General features: G+C 62.3%; 12 protein-coding genes. 4 read left to right on the forward strand and 8 right to left on the reverse strand.

Going from position 1 to position 20,761, the window contains the following annotated elements; translation table 11 throughout:
- Positions 1-265: 265 nt before the first annotated feature.
- The gene (locus KUV74_RS01435) at positions 266-1,138 is read left to right on the forward strand and encodes an SIMPL domain-containing protein (RefSeq protein WP_261395008.1); all 873 of its coding nucleotides are present in this window, start codon (positions 266-268) and stop codon (positions 1,136-1,138) included.
- A 202-nt stretch (positions 1,139-1,340) separates the two neighbouring features.
- Here KUV74_RS01435 and serS read toward each other — a convergent pair whose 3' ends face one another.
- Positions 1,341-2,618 (reverse strand): serine--tRNA ligase, encoded by a 1,278-nt coding sequence (gene serS / locus KUV74_RS01440; protein WP_222515466.1) that lies wholly within the window; start codon positions 2,616-2,618, stop codon positions 1,341-1,343.
- 341 nt (positions 2,619-2,959) lie between these two features.
- Between serS and KUV74_RS01445 the strand changes: the two genes are divergently transcribed.
- A complete protein-coding gene (locus tag KUV74_RS01445) occupies positions 2,960-6,106 on the forward strand; it encodes an FAD-binding and (Fe-S)-binding domain-containing protein (RefSeq protein ID WP_222515467.1) in 3,147 nt (1,048 codons plus the stop codon).
- Between the two features lie 97 nt (positions 6,107-6,203).
- Positions 6,204-8,147, forward strand: a complete 1,944-nt coding sequence (locus KUV74_RS01450; protein ID WP_222515468.1) for a cation:proton antiporter — start codon at positions 6,204-6,206, stop codon at positions 8,145-8,147.
- Positions 8,148-8,203: 56 nt separating this feature from the next.
- Here KUV74_RS01450 and trpC read toward each other — a convergent pair whose 3' ends face one another.
- The 6 genes from trpC to KUV74_RS01480 all read right to left on the reverse strand — a co-directional run bounded on the left by trpC (position 8,204) and on the right by KUV74_RS01480 (position 13,055).
- Complete coding sequence (trpC, locus tag KUV74_RS01455) at positions 8,204-9,004, reverse strand: indole-3-glycerol phosphate synthase TrpC (RefSeq protein ID WP_222515469.1); 801 nt, start codon at positions 9,002-9,004, stop codon at positions 8,204-8,206.
- A gap of 45 nt (positions 9,005-9,049) precedes the next feature.
- Complete coding sequence (gene trpD, locus KUV74_RS01460; RefSeq protein WP_045994365.1) at positions 9,050-10,069, reverse strand: anthranilate phosphoribosyltransferase; 1,020 nt, start codon at positions 10,067-10,069, stop codon at positions 9,050-9,052.
- Positions 10,070-10,088: 19 nt separating this feature from the next.
- Complete coding sequence (locus tag KUV74_RS01465) at positions 10,089-10,679, reverse strand: anthranilate synthase component II (RefSeq protein WP_239452602.1); 591 nt, start codon at positions 10,677-10,679, stop codon at positions 10,089-10,091.
- A gap of 411 nt (positions 10,680-11,090) precedes the next feature.
- Entirely contained in the window at positions 11,091-11,636 is a 546-nt protein-coding gene (locus KUV74_RS01470) for a hypothetical protein (RefSeq protein WP_157033112.1), read from the reverse strand.
- Positions 11,629-11,964, reverse strand: coding sequence for an STAS-like domain-containing protein (locus KUV74_RS01475; RefSeq protein WP_083970588.1), 336 nt, complete (start codon positions 11,962-11,964; stop codon positions 11,629-11,631). Before KUV74_RS01475 ends, KUV74_RS01470 begins: the two co-directional genes overlap by 8 nt.
- On the reverse strand, positions 11,961-13,055 hold the full coding sequence (locus KUV74_RS01480) for a hypothetical protein (RefSeq protein ID WP_222515470.1): 1,095 nt from the start codon (positions 13,053-13,055) through the stop codon (positions 11,961-11,963). Before KUV74_RS01480 ends, KUV74_RS01475 begins: the two co-directional genes overlap by 4 nt.
- 401 nt (positions 13,056-13,456) lie before the next feature.
- Here KUV74_RS01480 and KUV74_RS01485 point away from each other — a divergent pair, with 401 nt between their 5' ends.
- On the forward strand, positions 13,457-13,684 hold the full coding sequence (locus KUV74_RS01485) for a hypothetical protein (RefSeq protein ID WP_045994363.1): 228 nt from the start codon (positions 13,457-13,459) through the stop codon (positions 13,682-13,684).
- Here KUV74_RS01485 and KUV74_RS01490 read toward each other — a convergent pair whose 3' ends face one another.
- The gene (locus KUV74_RS01490; protein ID WP_222515471.1) at positions 13,685-20,755 is read right to left on the reverse strand and encodes an LPD38 domain-containing protein; all 7,071 of its coding nucleotides are present in this window, start codon (positions 20,753-20,755) and stop codon (positions 13,685-13,687) included.
- Between the last annotated feature and the right edge of the window lie 6 nt (positions 20,756-20,761).

A 20,761-nucleotide genomic window follows, 5' to 3' on the forward strand; every position in this document is an offset into this window, starting at 1 on the left:
ATCGTTTCAGCACAAAGAATCATGGCACATGGCGCAACATTGCCAATGTTCCGTGTATCACTCCGGCGACATTGGCCGGCCCAGGCTCAACCATGCAAGGATCGTGGAGACGCTTGAGATCCGGGAACGTCTCGCCAGGGACACCGTCCCAGTCAGTAGGCCCTGGCCGGTGCTGGACCCTGTCAGACTTGTCTGCGACGCGCCCCCTGTTGTTCGCCCTGTTGTTTGCCCTGTCGTTCATCCCCCACGTTACAAGGAGAATCCGATGTCACTCGCCACTCCCTCCGCCCGGTCACGGGCGATGCCGAGCCTTCGCCTGCGCCACCTCCACCGGCTGGCGACGGTGGGGCTCGGCCTGGCGCTGGCTTCTATGGCCGCCACGCCCTCCCTGGCCGCCGAGTCACCCACGCCACGCTATCTGGATATCCAGGCCCAGTCCGAGCTCAAGGTCGCTCCGGACGAGGCGACCTTGAACGCCCGACTGTGGGAGCTGACACCGGCCATCGCCCAGGAAAAGGACAGTGGTGACCACGGCCAGGCCCTGGCTGAGGCCCGCCAACGCCTGGAGGATCGCGCCGCCGAGCTGATCTCGGCGCTGGAAGACGCGGGTCTTTCCCGCGAGGCGATCAACGCTGGATCGCTGCGGGTACAGCAGGAGATGCTGCATCAAACGCGCCAGGGCAACGACAACCCCATCCCCATGGTACGTACTCGCCTGGAGCGTCCGGTGACCCTGGCGATCAGCGATCTCGATAGCCTTCCGACCCTGCTCGACGCCCTGACCGAAGCCGGCGTCAATGCACTGGACGGCGTCAGCTACGATCTTGCCGACCGCGACGCGGCCAGCGACCGCGCACTGACCCAGGCTCTCGAGCGCGCCAGGGCCAAGGCCGAACTGATGGCGGACGCCCTGGGAGTGGAGCTCGGTGAGGTGATCCATGTCAGCGAGACCAACGCCCCGGTGTTTCAGCCACGCATGATGGCGATGCGCGCCGACATGGCCGAAAGCGGCGGCAACGCCGACTACAGCCCCGGCAGCATCACCATCGACGCCGGTGTCCAGGTCCGCTGGGGGCTGGCCGAGGCAACCACGGATATCGATCAGGATCGCCAGCAGGTCCCGGCTGCGCCGCAATGACGATAGCGGCGACGTCAGCCCGACGGCCATGGCATCGGTGGCCAACGAGTCGCACCCGCCCAACGGAAAGCGGCCGGGGTCCGGTGCCATATCGCCTAAGCCCGTGACGTAAAAAGCCCGTGACGCAAAAGCCCCGGTGGTCTCGACCACCGGGGCTTTTGCTTAATCAAGGGCAAGCGCGCCTGTCCCTCTCGAGGGCGGATCAGACGTTGATGCGCTCGACCCCGCCCATATAGGGACGCAGCACCTCGGGAACGGTGATGGAGCCGTCCTCGTTCTGGTGGTTTTCCATCACCGCGATCAGGCAGCGGCCCACCGCCAGGCCGGAGCCGTTTAGGGTGTGCAGAAGCTGCGGCTTCTTTTCACCCTTGGCGCGGAAGCGCGCCTGCAGGCGGCGTGCCTGGAAGTCCTCGCAGTTGGACACCGAGGAGATCTCACGGTAGGTGTCCTGGCTCGGCAGCCAGACCTCGAGATCGTAGGTCTTGGCGGCGGAGAAGCCCATGTCGCCAGTGCACAGGTTCACCACCCGGTAAGGCAGCTCGAGCGCCTGAAGGATCGCCTCGGCGTGGCCGCGCATTTCCTCCAGCGCCTCGTAGCTCTTGGCCGGATCGACCAGCTGGACCATCTCGACCTTGTCGAACTGGTGCTGGCGGATCATGCCGCGGGTGTCGCGACCGTGGGAACCTGCCTCGCTGCGAAAGCAGGGAGTATGGGCGGTCAGCTTCAGCGGCAAGGCGCCAGCGTCGACGATCTCGCCACGCAGCAGGTTGGTCAGCGGCACCTCGGCAGTCGGGATCAGGTGGAATTCGCGCTCGTCATCGAGCTTGAACAGGTCCTCGCCGAACTTGGGCAACTGGCCGGTGCCGTAGAGCGAGTCACGGTTGACCATGTAGGGCACATAGCACTCTTCGTAGCCGTGCTCCAGGGTCTGCTTGTCGAGCATGAACTGGGTCAGGGCGCGGTGCAGACGGGCGATCGGCCCGCGCATCACGGCGAAGCGGGCGCCGGTCAGCTTGGCGGCAACCTCGAAGTCCAGATCGCCCTTCTTGGCTCCCAGATCAACGTGATCCTTGACCTCGAAGGCGTACTCGCCGGGGTTGCCCCAGCGCGACACCTCGACGTTGTCGTCTTCGCTTGCGCCTTCGGGCACGCTGGCGTGGGGCAGGTTGGGGATCCCCGCAGCGATGTCTTCCCACTGGCCCTGCACCTCGGCCAGCGCCACCTTGGCGGCGTCCAGGCGCTCGCCCAGGTCACTGACCTCGTCGAGCAGCGGCTGGATATCCTCGCCGGCGGCCTTGGCCTTGCCGATCGCCTTGGAGCGAGTGTTGCGCTCGTTCTGCAAACGCTCGGTCTCGGTCTGCAGCTCGCGACGGCGGGATTCCAGCGAGCCAAGCGCCTCGCTGTCGAGAGAGTAACCGCGGGTGGCCAGTCGTTGGGCGAGCGTATCGAGGTCGCCGCGCAGCAGTTTCGGATCGAGCATGGAGTCTGGTCCGTCGCCTGAGTGAAAAGAACATGTCGGATGCGGAAGGCGTCACCTGGGGGCGTGCGTCACCATCGCCAGCGTCGGACGCTGCTCTCGGGCCCCACCGTGAGGACAGCCGAAAAGCGCCCCGCTGGTGTGCCCTGGGACCACCCTCCGCGCAGGCGACACATTGTAGGCAAAAGCGAGAGGCGGCGCCATCGACCGGGGGCGAGCGCCCGCTTCTCTCGCGATCGGGATGCACCTACCCCCCGAGACGCGGTAAAGTGGACGCCCTCCCATTCTCCTGCCCTGTCGATAGCGCCAGCCGCGCCGCCGCGGGGCCTGTATCGACCGAGACCATGATCGCACCACTGCCCCTAGCTGATGCCGCGACCCCACTGGACCAGCACTACGTCGACTTTCTCAAGGCCCTGAAGGCGGAAGGTTTCGAGGGCGAAATCGCCCCGGACTACGCCAGCCGCACGGTGCTGGCCACCGACAACTCGCTCTACCAGCGTCTGCCCCAGGCGGCGGTGTTTCCGCGTCATGCAGCTGACCTCGAGCTGCTCGGCCGGCTCGCCGGGCGGGAAACCTTCCGCAAGGTGGCCCTGACACCGCGTGGTGGCGGCACCGGCACCAACGGCCAGTCGCTGAGCGACGGCCTGGTGGTGGACGTCTCCCGGCACATGAATCAGATCCTCGAGATCGACGTCGACAACCGCCGGGTACGGGTCCAGGCCGGGGTGGTCAAGGACCAGCTCAACGCCGCCTTGAGGCCCCATGGGCTGTTCTTCGCACCGGAATTGTCCACCTCCAACCGGGCGACCATCGGCGGCATGATCGCCACCGACGCCAGCGGCCAGGGCAGCTGCGAATACGGCAAGACCCGCCACCATGTGCTCGAGCTCGACAGCGTACTGATCGGCGGCGAGCGCCTGATCAGCGCCGCGGTCGACGAGGACGAACTCGAGACCCTGTGCGCCGAGGACTCGGCCCGGGGCCGCGCCTATCGCGCCGCCCGCAAGATCATCGAGCAGGAGCGCGAGCGCATCGAGGCGATCTTCCCGCCGCTCAACCGCTGCCTGACCGGCTACGATCTGGCCCACCTTCGCGACGACGACGGCCGCTTCAACCTCAACAGCGTGCTGTGCGGCGCCGAGGGCTCGCTGGCGCTGACCAACGAGGCGGTGCTCAACGTGCTGCCGATCCCGCGCCACTCGATCCTGGTCAATGTGCGCTACCCGAGCTTCATGGCGGCCCTCGCCGACGCCAAGGCGCTGATGGCCGGCGGCTCGTCACCAGAAAAGCCGCAGGCGCTTCGCCCCACCTCCATCGAGACCGTGGACGACAAGGTGTTGAAGCTCGCCATGGAGGACTTCGTGTGGGACTCGGTGGCCGAGTTCTTCCCGGTGGACGACGGCCCGGCCATCGAGGGCATCAACCTGGTGGAGTTCAACGACGACGACCCCGAGCGCCTCGAGGCCCGGGTCGACGCCTTCTGCCGGGGACTCGAAAGCGACACCAGCGTCACCCGCCTGGGCTTCACCCAGGCCATCGGCCGTGACGCCATCGGTCGGGTCTACGCCATGCGCAAGCGCTCGGTGGGCCTGCTCGGCAACGTCAAGGGCGAGAAGCGCCCGCTGCCCTTCGTCGAGGATACCGCGGTACCCCCAGAGCACCTGGCCGACTACATCGCCGAGTTCCGCGCCCTGCTCGATGCCCGCGGGCTCGAGTACGGCATGTTCGGCCACGTCGACGCCGGGGTGTTGCATGTGCGCCCGGCGCTGGACATGAAGGACCCGCGCCAGCAGGCGATGATCCGCGAAATCTCCGATGAAGTGGCGGCGCTGACCCAGCGCTACCACGGCCTGCTGTGGGGGGAGCACGGCAAGGGCGTGCGCTCGGAGTACGCCCCAGCCTTCTTCGGTGAGCTCTACCCCAGCCTGCGACGCCTCAAGGGTGCCTTCGACCCGCACAACCAGCTCAATCCCGGCAAGATCGCCACGCCGCTGGTGGAGACCGACGAAGCGGCCAACAGCCAGCCCGAGCCCGGCGCCAGCCTCAGCGACCCCGGCCTGCTGGCCATCGACGCGGTGCCCATGCGCGGCGACTTCGATCGTCAGATCGACGAGCGGGTGTGGCAGGCCCACGCCGACGCCGTCTACTGCAACGGCAACGGCGCCTGCTACAACTATGATCCCGACGACGCCATGTGCCCGTCGTGGAAGGCCACCCGGGATCGTGTGCACTCGCCCAAGGGCCGCGCCAGCCTGATGCGCGAATGGCTGCGCCTGCAGGGGAAGGCCGGCATCGACGTGGTCGAGGAGTCACAGCGCAAGAAGGATGAGACCGCGCTCGGCTGGCTCGCCCACCTGCCCCGCCGCGCGCTCAACAGCCTGCGCGGCAAGGACGACTTTTCCCACGAGGTCTACGACGCCATGGCCGGCTGCCTGGCGTGCAAGTCCTGCGCCGGCCAGTGCCCGATCAAGGTCAATGTCCCGGCCTTCCGCTCCCAGTTCCTCGAGGTCTACCACGGACGCTACCTGCGCCCGCTGCGCGACTACCTGATCGGCGGGCTCGAATTCCTGCTGCCGGCGCTGGCGCCACTGGCCCCGGCCTACAACGCGGCACTCGATAACCGCCTGGTGGACCGGCTGATGGCCCGCGGCCTCGGCATGGTCGACAGCCCCAGGCTGTCACGCGCCCGGCTCAAGAAGCAGCTCAAGGCCTGGGGCGTGGCCGAGGCCACTCCGCTGACGCTGGGACGCCTCAGCGAGCGCCAGAAGGCGCGCAGCGTGATCCTGGTGCAGGACGCCTTCACCAGCCACTTCGAAGCCAGACTGGTCGCCGACGTGGTGGAGCTGCTGTCGCGCCTCGATATCCGCGTCTTCGTCGCGCCCTACAAGCCCAACGGCAAGCCGCTCAACGTCCAGGGCTTCCTCGGGGCCTTCGAGCGCACCGCCCGCAAGCGTGCCCGAGAGCTCTCCGCCCTGGCCGCCAGCGGCGTGCCGCTGGTGGGCATCGACCCGGCGATGACCCTGACCTATCGCCAGGAGTACGTGAAGGCACTGGGTGAGCAGGCGGTGCCTGAGGTGCTGATGCTGCAGGAGTGGCTTTCGAGTCTGGGCGCCTCGCTGGTGCCCTCGGGACTCGACCTGAGCGAGGAAGCCCCCTTCCAGCTGCTGTCCCACTGCACCGAGAAGACCCAGGCGCCGGGCAGCCCCAAGGCCTGGCAGCAATTGTTCGAACGTTTCGGGCTGCGCCTGGCGCCCCTGCCCTCGGGCTGCTGCGGCATGTCCGGCACCTACGGCCACGAGGCACGCAACCTTACGACCTCGCGCACCATCTACGCCCAGTCCTGGGAACCGGTGGTGCAGGAGCACGGCGACAGCGGTCGCCTGCTGGCCACCGGCTACTCCTGTCGCAGCCAGGCCCGACGCTTCTCCGACAGCCAGCTGCCGCATCCGCTGCAGGCGCTGCTCGGCGCACTTCGTCGGGCGAGCTGAGTCAGACCATCGTTGACGCCTATGATGGCGATGGTTTGCATGATCGACGCCGCGTCAGTACGCTGCGCGGCTTTTCCCGTTTCGGAGTCGACCGACCATGGAGCATGCCGGACTCACCCTGGCGGCCGTTGGCCTGCTGGCGCTGGGCTCACAGTGGCTAGCCTGGCGCCTCAAGGTCCCCGCCATCCTGACGCTGTTGATCGCCGGCATTGCCGCAGGCCCGGTGACTGGCCTGCTCGACCCCGACGCCCTGTTCGGCGAGCTGCTGTTCCCGCTGGTGTCGCTGGCGGTGGCGGTGATCCTGTTCGAGGGTAGCCTCACCCTGAACTTTCGCGAGCTGGGAGGGCATGGCCGCACGGTGCGTCGCCTGGTCACCTGGGGAGCCCTGATCACCGCCCTGTGCGGAGCGCTGGCCGCCCGCTGGCTGCTGGGCCTTAGCTGGGAGATGGCGAGCCTGCTGGGGGCCCTGCTGGTGGTCACCGGCCCGACGGTGATCCTGCCGCTGTTGCAGACCCTGCGGGCCCGCGAGCACCTGACCCAGATCCTGCGCTGGGAGGGCATCCTGATCGACCCGGTGGGCGCCATCGGCGCGGTACTGGTCTATGAATTCGTCGCCCTGGGCTCCGGCACCCAGGCACTGCCGCATACCCTGATGCTGTTCGCCCAGACCGCGTTGATCGGCTTCGGCTTTGGCGTCGCCGGCGGCTATCTATGGGGCCAGGTACTGCGCCAGCACCTGCTGCCGCAACGGCTGCACAGCTTCGGCACCCTGATGACCATGCTCGGTCTGTTCACCCTGTCCAACACCCTGTTTCACGAGTCCGGCCTGTTGACGGTGACGGTAATGGGCGCCTGGCTCGCCAATATGCGTGGCGTGCCCACCCGACCGATCATCGAGTTCAAGGAGACCCTGTCGATCCTTCTGATCTCGGGTCTGTTCATCCTGCTGGCGGCACGTCTGACGGTCGAGCAACTGGCACTGCTGGGCTGGCCGGCCTGGGCCTTTCTGGCGGTGCTGTTGCTGCTGGTGCGTCCGCTGGCGGTGTGGCTGTGCACCCTGGGCAGCGGCCTGGACTGGCGCGAGAAGAGTCTGCTGGCGTTCATCTCGCCCCGCGGCATCGTCGCCGCCGCGGTGGCCTCGCTGTTCGCGCTGCGGCTGGAAGAGATCGGAGTGCCCGGCGCCGACCGGCTGGTGCCGGTGACCTTTCTGGTGATCATCGCCACGGTCGTATCCCAGAGTCTGCTGGCCCGCCCGCTGGGCGACTGGCTGAAGGTGCGCCGTCCCTCGGCCCACGGCGTGCTGATCATCGGCGCCAACCCGGTGGCCCGGCAGATGGCCCACTGTCTGCGCCAGGCCCGACTCGGCGTGCTGCTGACCGACTCGAGCTGGGACGCGGTGCAGGCCGCCCGCGCCGAGGGGCTCTCGGCCTACTACGGTGACCCGCTGTCCGAACACGCCGCCCAGCATATGGAGCTGAGCGGTATTGGCTACCTGATGCCGCTGTCGCCCTACCGAGAGCTCAATGATCTGGCCGCGCTGCACTTCGAGCATCTGCTGGGCCAGGGCCAGGTGTTCCGCCTGGCGGTCAACCTGGGGCGCCAGGCCCGGCGCCAGCACGCCACCGCCATCGAGCATGTTCCCTACCTGTTCGGCCGCGAGATGACCTTTGCCCAGCTCTCGAGCCTGGTCGAGCGTGGGGCTCGCTTCGAGGTCGAAAGGCTCGACGAAGCCCCCCGTTCACGGGCGCTGCTGCGCGCGAGCGGCGATAAGCGTGCAAGTGGAGAAAGGGGAGAAAGGGGAGAAAGACGTCCAGGTCACGTCCACAGCACAGACACCCGGCAAGCGCCTCTCCAGGCCAGGGACGTCGCCAGCGCGAGACGTCAGGGGGCTTTCCCCGGCGATACCGACTCGGCGCCGCTGATCTGTGTCGGCACTTCCGGGCGGCCGCGCATCGCCACCGCCGACGCGCCGCTGACACCACGCAAGGGCGATCATGTGATCCGCCTGGTCATGCCGGACCGGCAAAGTAGTCGGAAATAAAAACACCTCGGGCCGGTCGATGACCGGCCCGAGGTGTCATCAGGCGAGTACAGGACTTAGAAGAACAGTCGCCGCAGGGCCTCGCCCGGATCTTCTTCGCGCATGAAGGCCTCGCCCACCAGGAAGCCGTGGACGTCGTTCTCGCGCATGCGCAGCACATCGTCTCGGCTGTGGATGCCGGACTCGGTGATCACCGTGACCTCGGGCGGAATCCGCGGCAGCAGTTCCAGGGTGGTCTCGAGTCGGGTATTGAAGGTATGCAGGTCGCGGTTGTTGATCCCGACCAGATCCAGATCGAGCGCCAGCGCCCGCTCCAGTTCCTGGGCGTCGTGGACCTCCACCAGCACGTCCATGCCAAGCTCGCCGGCCTGCTGGTGCAGGTCGCGCATCTGGGCGTCCTCCAGGGCGGCGACGATCAGCAGGATGCAGTCGGCGCCGATGGCCCGCGCCTCGCTGACCTGGTAGCCGTGGACGATGAAGTCCTTGCGGATCACCGGCAGACTGCACGCCTCGCGGGCGGCAATCAGGTAGTCCTCATGGCCCTGGAAGAAGTCAGCGTCGGTCAGCACCGAGAGGCAGGCCGCCCCACCCCGGGCGTACTGAGCGGCGATCTCGGCCGGGCGAAAATCCTCACGGATCAGCCCCTTCGAGGGTGACGCCTTCTTGACCTCGGCGATCACCGCGGCGTCGCCGTCGCGGATCCGCTCGGCCAGCGAGATGACGAAACCGCGCGGTGCATCCTGCTCTCGCGCACGCGCGAGCAGCGCCTGCTCGCTGACCTGGCAGCGTCGGCTGGCGACCTCCTCGTCCTTGCGCTCGAGGATTCGCTCGAGGATCGTCGGGGTGGCATTGGCCATGTTGTGATTCTCCTTGCGGCCCGTCGGGCTCTTTTCAGAAAGGTCCTACTGAGCGAACACCCGGGTAAAGTGGGCCAGTTCCTTCATCTTTTCCAGCGCCAGCCTGGTTCCCTGGGCGTCCTGGGCCATCAGCACGCCTTCCTTGAGGGAATCGGCCACGTCGGCGGCGTAGAGGGCAGCGCCGGCGTTGAGGGCGACAATATCCGCCGCAGGCCCCTCGCCGGAAAGCGCCTTCTCGACCAGGCGCAGGCTGTCTTCGGCGGTCTTGACCTTGAGCGGAGCGAGCGACTGACGCTCGATACCGACATCCTCGGGGGTCAGGGTATAGCGGTGGATCTCGCCATCCTTGAGTTCGGCGATGCGGGTCGGCGCCGCCAGCGAGATTTCGTCCAGGCCGTCTTCGGCGTGGGCCACCAGCACATGCCGACTGCCGAGCTGACGCAGCACCTCCACCATCAACTCCAGCAGGTCGGCGTGGTAGACGCCGAGCAGCTGATTGGGCGCACTGGCAGGGTTGGTCAACGGCCCCAGAATATTGAACAGGGTGCGCACACCCATCTCGCGGCGCGGACCGATGGCGTGACGCATGGCCGGGTGGTGATTGGGCGCGAACATGAAGCCGACGCCGACCTCCTCGATGCAGCGGCCTACCTGTTCGGCGTCCAGATCCAGGCCGATGCCGGCCACCTGGAACAGATCGGCGCTGCCCGAGGACGACGACACCCCTCGGTTGCCGTGCTTGGCCACATGGGCGCCGGCGGCGGCGGCGACAAAGCTCGAGGCGGTGGATACGTTAAACAGGTTGGCGCCGTCCCCACCGGTGCCGACGATATCCACGACGTTGTCGCAGGACAGCGTTACCGGCGTCATCAGGTCGCGCATCACCTGGGCGCAGCCACTGATTTCCTCGGCGGTCTCGCCCTTCATCGCCATCCCCATCAGAAAGGCGGCGACCTGGGCGTCACTGGCCTCGCCGGTCATGATGGTGCGCATCACCGCATAGGCCTGCTCTCGGCCCAGGTTCTCCCGGCGCATCACCGCCGCGATGGCATTGGTCATCTGCATGCAAGTCTCCTGATGGTAGTCAGTGGCGCTCGAGGAAATTGGCCAGCATCTCGTGTCCCTGTCGCGACAGGATCGATTCCGGGTGGAACTGCACCCCTTCGATGGGCAGCTCCTTGTGGCGCAGGCCCATGATCAGGCCGGGGGTGACGTCGTCGTCATCGGTCCAGGCGGTGATCTCGAGACACTCCGGCAGACTCTCGCGCTCCACCACCAGCGAATGGTAGCGGGTCACCGAGAGCGGATCATCGAGGCCCTTGAACACGCCCTGTCCGGCATGGCGAATGTCGGAGGTCTTGCCGTGCATGACCTGGGGCGCGCGGACCACCTTGCCGCCGAACACCTGGCCGATGGCCTGGTGGCCGAGGCACACACCGAGCAGCGGCAGCTTGCCGGCGAAGTGGCGAATCAGCTCCAGCGAGATGCCGGCCTCGTTGGGCGTGCAGGGCCCCGGCGACACCACGATGTGGCTGGGCGCCATGGCCTCGATCTCGTCGAGGCTGATGGTGTCGTTGCGTCGGGTTACCACCTCGGCGCCCAGTTCGCCTAGGTACTGGACGATGTTGTAGGTGAAGCTGTCGTAGTTATCGAGCATCAAGATCATTTCGGGCATAACCTCCTGATTTCATTTCACCAGCATCTCCACCGACGACCATCGTACTCACAATCTTACTCACATTGCCCGAATCAACCCCCTCGCGAGTCGGCAGACACAAAAATGCCGCCTCGACAGGCGGCACTGATGCTCAGACACACGAAAGCCGCCTCGTCAGATGTCGAGGCGCCACTGCTCTGCGATGGTCAGGGAGATAGTAGTCATGCACGACATAGTGTGGTGGGCGCATGGATCTGTCAAGCCAAGGTTGAAGCTTCAGCGCAGCCAGTCTCCATGCTATTTGCCTTCGCCAAGCCCCAAATTGGCTACAGCTCTAGAATTCTCGAATACATGACTCGCCCACTCGGCTGAGAAAACGCTTCCCATTTCAGAAGGACGCCATCAAGTAGCTCGCTGAACTCTTAATAGTTAAAAACCAAACCAATCGAGAAAAATAGAAAATAAAAGAAACAACGTAATTGCTGCAGAAGCTGCTCCTAAAAGGGTGTCTTTATACTTTCTAAAAACATACACCTTGGATACCCACGTCCTTTTTTTGCAATAATCTTCATAACAGGACTCAATTTTTTCGAAAACCTCATCACAGGCTATGTGCATTTTAGCTTGAAAATTATTCCTAGTCTCTTCTGTATCTGTATCAACTATATCAAAATCACGTATCTTAGCCATTGATTCCTTCAACTCATTGTTCCAGCCAAAGTCATCAATAAAAAGGCTTTTAGATCTTCGCTCGATCAGTGTTATTTTAGAAGAAAAAATTGTCTCCTTAACCTCAGCACATAGCTGCCTATGGTTTTCGGAGCTACACCCCCAATCTAGGAGTTTCTCAACATCAGCGACAAGCTTGTCCTTTTTCCTCGCCACCTCCGAGCGATGTAGGCTGGAGATATGAAACAAAAGCAAAACAAACCAGCCAGTAATTGACATTATGACTGTAACATTCATATTAGTCACATGAATCTCTATGAGCTTTTTTAATGCGTTCCTCTATCAACATCCCGAATGATTCGACTAAATCATGCGAATATGTGAGATGTTGCTTTAAGAACTCATAACTAAAACCTTCTTCACGGATAAGCCCCCCAAAAGACTCATCGATAAAAGATCTCCCATACTTATTGTAGCCATCTAATATAACGTCTACTCGATCATAAGATCTTAGCGCAGGAGCAAGAACATTCTCTCTAAAAGCTTGTCCTGACCGTTCGCCGAACTGTTTCTTGTAGCGTCCGAAAGGACTGCGATGAAAGTCTTTCACTACTACAATTGTCTTCGTTTTCATGATAGGTTTATATTCCATTGAACCAAAGTTCCAGGGATCTTGTGAGAAAGTCGCTTTAACTCAGGGTGCTCCTCATCTCTTTCGAATTTGTACATCCCTCTGCCGCTGAACACCCACAGTTTTCCGCCTTCGCTTTCATTTACCAAAGCCTTTATGCTTTTACTTCCTTGCCCGTGCTTCTTCTCTTTCGTTTCAGTAAAATCATCAAGCATCGATATGTATATCAAGTCAGCGTCATTAACTTTGTTAAAAACAATCTTGCTAACACTATTGCTTGACACAGCAATATTTCTTTCTGCTTCTTCAAAGACCTCAGGCCGCTCTCTTTCCAATATATCCAAAAACCATTTATGACTTTGAACCGTACTCGGAATACCCACGCCGTTATCGTAGATAGCCAAGTATAGTGTATCACCAAAAACGTCGCAGCATAACCACCAGCGTTTCGGCTCATCAGAGTCCCTTGGATACGCATGAAAGCACACGTTATCCACTGTCTCAAAAACTGCCGAGCTCAACCGTGCCTCTCGAACAGCGTACTCCTTCTCATCAAGACCTTCACCATCGTATTCTTTCAACATATGATCGCAAACTTCTTCGAGAAGATCTGTATCTTGACTAGAAATAATTGGAAGATCTTCAATTGTCTCTATATCAAAATTTAAACTAGAACCAAAAATAAGTTTACTTATGCCGGTCTTTTTAATCATTTTGTTTACACGGGAAGACTTCGACCACACAATCTTACCCTTAAAACGCTCGCTTCCTCTTGCCAATTCCAGCTCGCAATAAATAATTGCCATTGCTGCTGCCGTCATAGTCTCTGTCAAGCTGAAGTCAACAACCTTCTTCTTGGGACCAAACTCATTTCTTATTTCCTCTATAAAATTGACCGTATCTTCAAAAGCTCCCGTTCCAGGTGCATAAATGGAGAGCTTTTCTGGTGCATTTATTTTAGCGCCAAAATAACCTCCTTTAGCTATCTTGCTTTTTATTGGCCCCTTGAGGTTTTTCCTTGAATGTTCTTCCTCAAACCTTTTTCTCGCGACTCTAGACCTTATGTCTTTTTTCTTTTTGTCAACTCTTTTCATCCCTGCTCCTAAAACTTAAATCTCTTATCGCAGACTACACTTTGAGAGTCGTTTCTTTTACAAACAACAATCTTCACTATCCCGTTTCACATCTCTATTAAAGTAATGTGACCGCAGCTATCTCAAGCGCTAGCGCTGATTCTACTCGCACAGCCATCACGCGTCATCAGAGGGCGCGCGCGCATTTCGTAGGACACCGGTTGGCATCAAGGCAACGGTTGATCAGGATAGCAAGACGAAAGGTAGGACACAGGTTCCCCATCATTTTGATTTCCTGGCTGGTCCGAGAGCGTCACTCAAGCTGAAGCCCCTTGGTGCAGACCAAGAGCAAACCAGCGCTCCCACAAAAAATTCAGTGGGCATCTATCGTACACAACATCCAAACCAGCTAGTCTCAGTGTATGGGAATAGATACCGAAACCATCCTTGGCCTTGCTTTCTCCCTGCCCCTTCTCGGTCTGCTGGCGATGATCGGCGTGCCCCGGGACTGGCAGAACGTGCAGGGCTGGCTGATCGTCAGCTACCTAGGCATCCCCGGGTTTCTGATCATCATCGCCCTGCTCGTGAACATGCCGGCCCTCCTCTTCGGCGCGCTCTTCCTGCTCGGTGTCTTTGCGGCAGGAAAGTGATTAACCCGAGCGCGCCTCCAGCACGCGCTCACCTAAAGCACGCTGGATCTGGTTTTTCACTGCCGACAGACGGTCGATACGCTGCCGCTTGAGCTCGCCATCGATACGCGATCGGCGAATCAGGTCGATGCGCTTGTTGATGTCGCTCAGGCGACGTTGAGCACGGTTGAGCGGCTTTCGCAGAGCAAGCAGATCTCGCCGGGATTCCGCTACTTCAGCCGCCTCTGCAAGGCGCCCCATCTCACGTAGTTCTTTCACATCGGCATAAGCCCTGCCGGCTTCGCGTAGGCCTTCATAGAACACCGTGCCATATCGGGTGTACCGGTCCTCCTCACCCAGGTCCCGGTAGAAGCGACGGACGGGCTGGTACTCGTGCCAACGGCTGGCCGGGGCTTCGACACCTGAGGCGGCGCGCCAAGCGACATCACCGCTGGAAGCCACCCAGGTACCGACCTGGCCGAAGTACCCGCCAATGAGGTGATCGACCTGCACTGGCGACAGTGCGAGAGGGTTCTTGTCAGGATCGCCGATGGCGCCAACGGTATTGTTGAGCCCCGTGGAAATCCACTCGCCAAGCTTCGATGTTCCCGCACGCTTGCGAAGCTCCGGACTCAGCCTGTCCATGCCCATGCCCTCGATGGGCCGGCCGGTGAAGGCGTCGTAGTTCGCATAGACGTCCAGCGCCGGCTGCACCATCTGCGGCACCGGGCTGAACGAGAAGGTGTCGGTCAGCATGTGCATCAGCCGCTGGCGGAAGACTTTGCCCGTGGCTTCGTCATCCACAAATTGCTGGGTAATCCGCTCCGCCATGGTGGCAATGGCCCCGACCTCGAACGGCTTGGGAATAAAGAAGGCATGATCACCGAAGCGCACGAACCAGTAGGTGTCCTTCTGCCAGTCCTCTAGCTTCCTGTACTCCTCGTCGTCCTGGTTGTGCAGATATAGGGCCACGGTGGCCAGGGTCAGGGCCCCGGCCACCGTCCAGAAGCGGGCTGCAGCCTGTTTGTCAGTGGTGCTGGCCTTGCCCTTGCCGAACACCTCGGCGAGCACATTCGCGCCCGGCTTGAAGCCTGACCGATAGATCTTGTCGAGACCCTGAATACGAGCATTCAGGAAAGGCACGATATCGATCAGTATGCGCACCGCGGGCCAGGCACCATGAGCGCTGAAGTCGATCAGATCGCGCGCTTCGAACGCTGCGCGAAGTTCGCCGCCCTCACGGTTCTGACTGTAGATCGCCGCACGGTTGAGGTTCTCTGCCGTGTTGTTGACGTCGTTCCACCATGCCCAGCCCTTCCGCATCACATCCGGGATGAGATACGGCCCGCTGATGATTTTGGCATTGCGCATGTCTCGGGTCAGCTGGGCACGAAGTTCGTCCGGATTCGAGTTGTAGAGGTGGCCGAAGTTGAAGGAAGCCCCGCTGGCCATCATCTGCGCACGAGTGCGCTCGTCCTTCCACGCGAGCCCACCATCGACGACGTTCTTGAAGGCATTCTTCGATACATCATTGGTGGCAGTCGCCTGCAAGCTGTCGCGAATCAGGTTAGCCACCATGAATTGTGGCGTGGTGGTGGTCAGATTGGTGAAGGTCCGCTTGAAGGCTCGCATGACCTTCATCATCGCCGAGTTCATGCCGGGATGGGCCAGTGACGTCAGGGCCTGAAACACCAGCGGGTCGTCGATCTGATAGAAGGCCTTCTTGCCGTCTTCCATGACGAAGGTACTTTTGGTGCTGTCGCGGTTGCTCTCAGGTACCTGCTCCGCGATGCCCAGGCGCTTGGCATTATCGACCGCCTGCACCGCCGCCTGGTTCTTCAGAGAAGCGTCCAGGAGGTGGTGAAAGTTCATCATGGTGTTCTGCAGCAAGTCGTTGATGTTCTGCGTGCCACCCTTCAGACGCTTGTAGGCCTGCTGGCGGGACAGCCCGCTGGTGGCCATCTGCCCGGTGGGCGCGCCCTTCTCCTCGCTGAGGCGGTAGAACGGCACATAGAACTCGTCGCGCCACATGGCCCGCTGATCGGCGCTGATGATTCCCGACTGTTCGGCCACTGCGAGCACGTCGTCGCGGTACTGCTGGAAGTCACGGAACACCTCCTGGTAGCGATCGGCCCGGGCAGCGCCATCCTCGAGGCGCCCCTGGTCGAGCTTCTTGCCGGCGGCGATCTCCTCCTCGCTGAACAGGAACTCGCGGCCCTCGCCCTTGAGCTTGTCCGAGCGGTTGGCAGCGATCCACATCATGAAGCGCTCGATCTCTGCGGCCGAGCCCAGGCGACCCAGCACGGAGCCGAGGCCGGTCGAGCCGTCGTCCTTCAACTGGATAACCTTCTCCTCGGGATCAAGCCGGATGCGGCCATTGTGGAGCATCGCATGAAGCGCGCCGTTGGCGGCGTTGCTCATGCGAGCGAGTACCCAACTCGATCGCTGGATATTCTCGCCCAAGGCGGACTCGCCATAGAGCTGTTCATCCAAGTCCTTCAAAGCAGCGACGCGGTCCACCATGCCCTGGCGAATCTTCAGGCCAGCCCTATCCCACTTCTCACGCACCCAGTCCATAGCCTTGCGACGGGGCGTGCGCGGCCCGAACTTAGCCATGAAGTCGCGCTGAGCCTGGCTGAGGTCATCGAACTGCTCTGCTACTGGCGAGCGTTGCTTGCCGCCAAGGCTGTAGAGCTGAACATCTTCCCCTTCACGCTCTGCCTGCTGCCGGCGCAGGTAGTCCCGGGACTTCTCGCCCAACGCCAGTACGTCGGTGTAGGTCCAAGCGATGGAGGGGAACAGGCGACGCAACAACTCTCGAATCTTGGCTACGGCGCGCTGCCACGCCTTGGGCCGATGCCCCTTTTCCAGCAGATGGGCCACCATCTCTTCGCCGATGGTGACGCGATCCTCGCGCGTGTCAGGATCAAGGAAGGAGTAGTCGCGGCGCACCTCGGCCAGCGCTTCCCTCCCCTGTTTGCTGTTTGGCAAGGACCGATACAGCGACAGCATCACCGCCTCAAGTTCCTGCCCAAGTACTGCCCGCATACCCTTGTGGCCAACCGCTTCATGCACGGCCACCTCCAGACCTTCTTGAACAGAAGCCAGGTTGTCGGCAATGACGTACAGCTCTCCACCGATGTACATCCCTCGCACGTCCTGCGGGTTAACTCCACGTAGCGCCATTCCGATCAAGGCGGCAGGAGGGAGTTCTTGCGCCGACTGGATGACACGAGCGTCAGCAACTTCCTCATGGCCTTTCAGAACCGCTGTTACGTCGGCGACGGTTGGCGTCACATTGGAAGCATCTGATCGCCCTGCACCGGACAGGGAATAGACCTCGCTGTTCTCTTCCGAGCTAGGCGTCTCGGGTTCTTGATCCCCACGAGCGTCACCCAGATCTAGCTGCCCTCGCGCCATGGCCTCATCGGCTGAGCGATCGCTGCCCATCAAAACGAAGTCTTCAGCATCACGATCAGCCTCTGCGCGCTGCGCATCTTGGCGACGATCGTCGGCTTCTACTTGCGCAGCCTGCTGGCGGGCCTGTTCGCGACTGGCCAGCTCCTGCTCATCGTATGAGGCAAGCAGAGGGGCGCTTTCATCCACCTCGCTACTCGGAAAGTCGTGCGCTGCTTCCAGCACCTGGTCGATGGGAGCATCCAGACGGATGGCTCGCACCTCACCACCCTGATCAGCCTGAGCCAGCCACTGGTGATGGCCATCCACGACGTGACCATCAGAGGAGACGAGGATCGCCCGGTCGCCACCGGCCCGCTCCTTGGCGGCCTGTACTCGCTCCTCGGAGAACTCTCGCTGCGTTGGTTTCAACGTCCGAGCTGGCACGACAACTTCGTCGCTTCGGATGCCGCGTGCTGTCAGGAAGTTGGCGAAGGCGCCGCGGTGCTCAGCCTTGATCTGGGGCATCTCGGCACGGGGGATACCGCGCGTACCGGAGGCTTCTGAGAACGCCGTCCACTCTGCATCGATCGACGGCCCTCTCAGGGCGTCGGCTTGCCCCCCCTCTGCCAGCCCTTGGGCATCTTCAGTTTCTCGCCCGCTGGCAGCGTCTCGTTGGCGTCGTGCAGCGCCTGATTGAACATCGGCTTGAAGCGTTCGTTGTTCGGTGCTCTCAGCTGGATCTTCGGTCTGGAAAGCGACATTGAACACGTCCTCATTGGTAGTGGTGTCCTCGAACAGAGCGCCGTTACGCTCGTTCTCAGCGCGCATTCGCACGGCCTGGCCAATGTAGCGCATCGCCTCGGCAAGAGCCCGGCGGCTGCGAAGGTTAGCCTGCATGGTTACTGCCAGAAGCGCGGTGACATCGGGAACCTGATCGCTGAATGCGTCACCCTGACGTGTCAGCTCTCGCACGCCGATACCATCTTGGCGAGCCTGACGCACGATGCGGACGGCATCGACGATAGTGCCGATAGCATCCCCCGCGTCCTGACTGCCGGTCTCCCGAGCGATGGCCAGATCCGGGGCGGCAGTCTGGAGTGCGGCGGTCAGGTTGCGCATCTGATCACCCTGCTCGGTGGCCATCTCCACCATGTCCGCGTCCTGAAAAGCCTTGGCGAAGACGGCTCGCTGCATCCGGCTTCCCAACTCCGGGCTGGCCTGGCCATCCCGGGTGGTGTAGCGGGCCGCCTCGTTGTTCCCAAGACGCTGCACGAACATTCGCTGGAAGTCGCGATTGGTTGCCGCCAGAGGGTCACCTGACTGATCCGGCGCCCAGGCTTGAAGCTCATCCCCACTGAGACTGTCGGCATCGGCCAGCGCCTGCTCGTAGGCGGTCATGCCGGCCACCTGACTTTCGTTGGCACGGCGTGCGAAATCGGCCCGATCAATACTGGTCAGTCGCTCACGAACCAGAACAGGGTTCGTCATCTCGTCCACTGCAGCCGGGTCGATGCCGAGCGCTTCAGCCTGGCGCCTGACGAACGCTCGGTAGGCGCCTGCGCGCTTACCGCCCTGCCGGTAGGCCTGAGCGATCGCCATGGTTCGACCATTGCCGGATTCCACGACGCCATCAGGGCCAATGATCGGCGACCCGGTGCTGGCATCACGACTTGATCCCAGCCGCTCAGGGTTGAGACGCGAAGCTATGTTGCGTACTTGGACCTGACTGTTGGCATTGGTCCGATCGCGAGGCTGAAGCTCAGCCGGATAATTCGGGTTCACACGGCCATCCGGAGTGTTCGACGGGCGAAGGTCGGCGGCCTCCGCCACGCGAAAGCGAGTGCGGATGGGGGTGTTGTCGGGGAGGTAAGCGGTTTCGCCGCGTCCTCGGGTGCGGGCCAATCGGGCGACGTCGTCTGCGTTCTGCTGCTGGCGAGCCCGTGCCACCTCAGCATCGATGCCAGCCCCGGTGTCGGTGAATGCGGCTTGCTCGAATGGCTGGTCGAGGCCAGTGTTGGCGTTGCCAGCCACCGGGCCATCTCCGTAGACGATCCCCTGATCGCTGATCAATGGGCGGGCACTGGCCTGCTGTTCCCGCATACGCTCGGCGCCCTGACGCTGGGCGTATAGAGCCTCGTCGCGGCGAACGTTACGCGCCTGGGGCTCATACTGGGTCGTATCGGCAGTGGGGCCACCGGCGAAGATGGTGTCGGGGTTTCCAGACGGCAGGCGCCGACCATCCTGACGAATCAGCCCCGCTACACTGTCCTGGGCCTGATCCCCGTCGCCATTCACCAACTCACCCTCACGGCGGGCCGGACGCTCGTCAGTACCTTCACGACGCAGGGCGCTGCGCAGGTTAGTGCTGATCTGCTCGGCTCGATTCACCAAGCGCTCGGCCTGAGCGATGTTGCCCTGCTCGAGGGCCTTCTCAGCACGGTCAATCATGCTCGAGATGGTGCGCATCCGGGTCTGGCCCTGGTAGCTTGCACCTCGGGCCAGGTGCTGCAGATCGTCAAGGTCAGCCATGGCGCTCTGGACGCGATAACTCGCCCGCGAAGCACGCTGGGGATCTTCCACCGGCGCCGCGTCATCCACACTGCTCTGCTCAGCCTGCTGCCCGGCCATGGCCTGGGCGAGAGCGTCACCGCCTTGGGCGGCGGTCTGCTCACGTGCGGCCTCAATCCGCTCCACCTGGGAGCGAGCCTGGCTGCGCTCTCCCAAGCCGGCGGGAGCACCAGCCAGGCCGCCCATCAGCCCCCCTGCCGCTGCCTCATCGATGATCGCCTTCAGATCTACTTCGTTCAGGTTGGCCAGCAGCGACTCACCGTTGTTCTCCACCCAGTAGTTGGCATGCTGACTAATCAGACCCTGCAGCCCCTCGGTTGAAGCCTCCCCGATCAAGTTGGTCAAAGATCCCGAACGTAACGCCTGCCCAGTCGTTCTGCCCGCTTGGCGGCGCAGATCTGACAGGACGCGATCAATGATTTCATCAGCAGCACGGTCTGCAAGAGCTCCCTTCCCAGCACCACGCAACAAGCGAATTGGCGTGATGGCATCCAGTGAGCCAGCCAACACGCCATGAGCAAGTGAGACATCGAGGTCTTCGGTCTCCCCCATCAGAGAGCCCGTTTCCATGCCCGTAGAGGCGGCCAAAGCACCAAGTGCCTGACCTGCGCGCTTTGCCCCCTCCTTCGCTGCGGCACCGGCCAGCATGCGTGCACCCGCGCCGGCGGCAACGCCGCCGACGCCCCCGCTGACGACCGACGTCGCCATCATCGGCAGCAGGTTACCAGCAGTGTACCGGGCCCAGTTCCAGGCATCGCCAGCACCACGGATATCGGTAAAGCCGTAGCCCAGATCATTCTCGGCGGCCTCTTCCATGTTGCGCTGATAAACGCCGCGGCCAGCGTTTAAGAGCGCTTCCGATTCCATGGCTTCACCAGCGGCCATGACCAGGCCGCCACCCATGGCCTGCATCTGATCAATACCCGCGGCGATGCCACCAGTGAAGCCAGGTGTCTCGTTCGACGGGCTACCGCCACCGGATGGCGTACCACCCACGTAGGCGTCGAACTCGTCATCACTGAAGTACTTGAACTCTGGGGATTGGCGGATCAGTGACTTGATGTCGTCGTCACTGCGACTGGACAGAGAGGGGTTTTTGCGACGGATTTCGTCAATCAGGGCCATCTGGCG

The organism is Halomonas sp. DP1Y21-3 (genome assembly GCF_019801245.1).
GTDB classification, from domain to species: Bacteria; Pseudomonadota; Gammaproteobacteria; order Pseudomonadales; family Halomonadaceae; genus Halomonas; species Halomonas litopenaei.

Bases quoted from the DNA above. Each gene is read 5' to 3' on its own strand.
- KUV74_RS01435 (WP_261395008.1), top strand. From the start codon at position 266: ATGTCACTCGCCACTCCCTCCGCCCGGTCACGGGCGATGCCGAGCCTT.
- serS (WP_222515466.1), bottom strand. From the start codon at position 2,618: ATGCTCGATCCGAAACTGCTGCGCGGCGACCTCGATACGCTCGCCCAA.
- KUV74_RS01445 (WP_222515467.1), top strand. From the start codon at position 2,960: ATGATCGCACCACTGCCCCTAGCTGATGCCGCGACCCCACTGGACCAG.
- KUV74_RS01450 (WP_222515468.1), top strand. From the start codon at position 6,204: ATGGAGCATGCCGGACTCACCCTGGCGGCCGTTGGCCTGCTGGCGCTG.
- trpC (WP_222515469.1), bottom strand. From the start codon at position 9,004: ATGGCCAATGCCACCCCGACGATCCTCGAGCGAATCCTCGAGCGCAAG.
- trpD (WP_045994365.1), bottom strand. From the start codon at position 10,069: ATGCAGATGACCAATGCCATCGCGGCGGTGATGCGCCGGGAGAACCTG.
- KUV74_RS01465 (WP_239452602.1), bottom strand. From the start codon at position 10,679: ATGCCCGAAATGATCTTGATGCTCGATAACTACGACAGCTTCACCTAC.
- KUV74_RS01475 (WP_083970588.1), bottom strand. From the start codon at position 11,964: ATGAAAACGAAGACAATTGTAGTAGTGAAAGACTTTCATCGCAGTCCT.
- KUV74_RS01480 (WP_222515470.1), bottom strand. From the start codon at position 13,055: ATGAAAAGAGTTGACAAAAAGAAAAAAGACATAAGGTCTAGAGTCGCG.
- KUV74_RS01485 (WP_045994363.1), top strand. From the start codon at position 13,457: ATGGGAATAGATACCGAAACCATCCTTGGCCTTGCTTTCTCCCTGCCC.
- KUV74_RS01490 (WP_222515471.1), bottom strand. From the start codon at position 20,755: ATGGCCCTGATTGACGAAATCCGTCGCAAAAACCCCTCTCTGTCCAGT.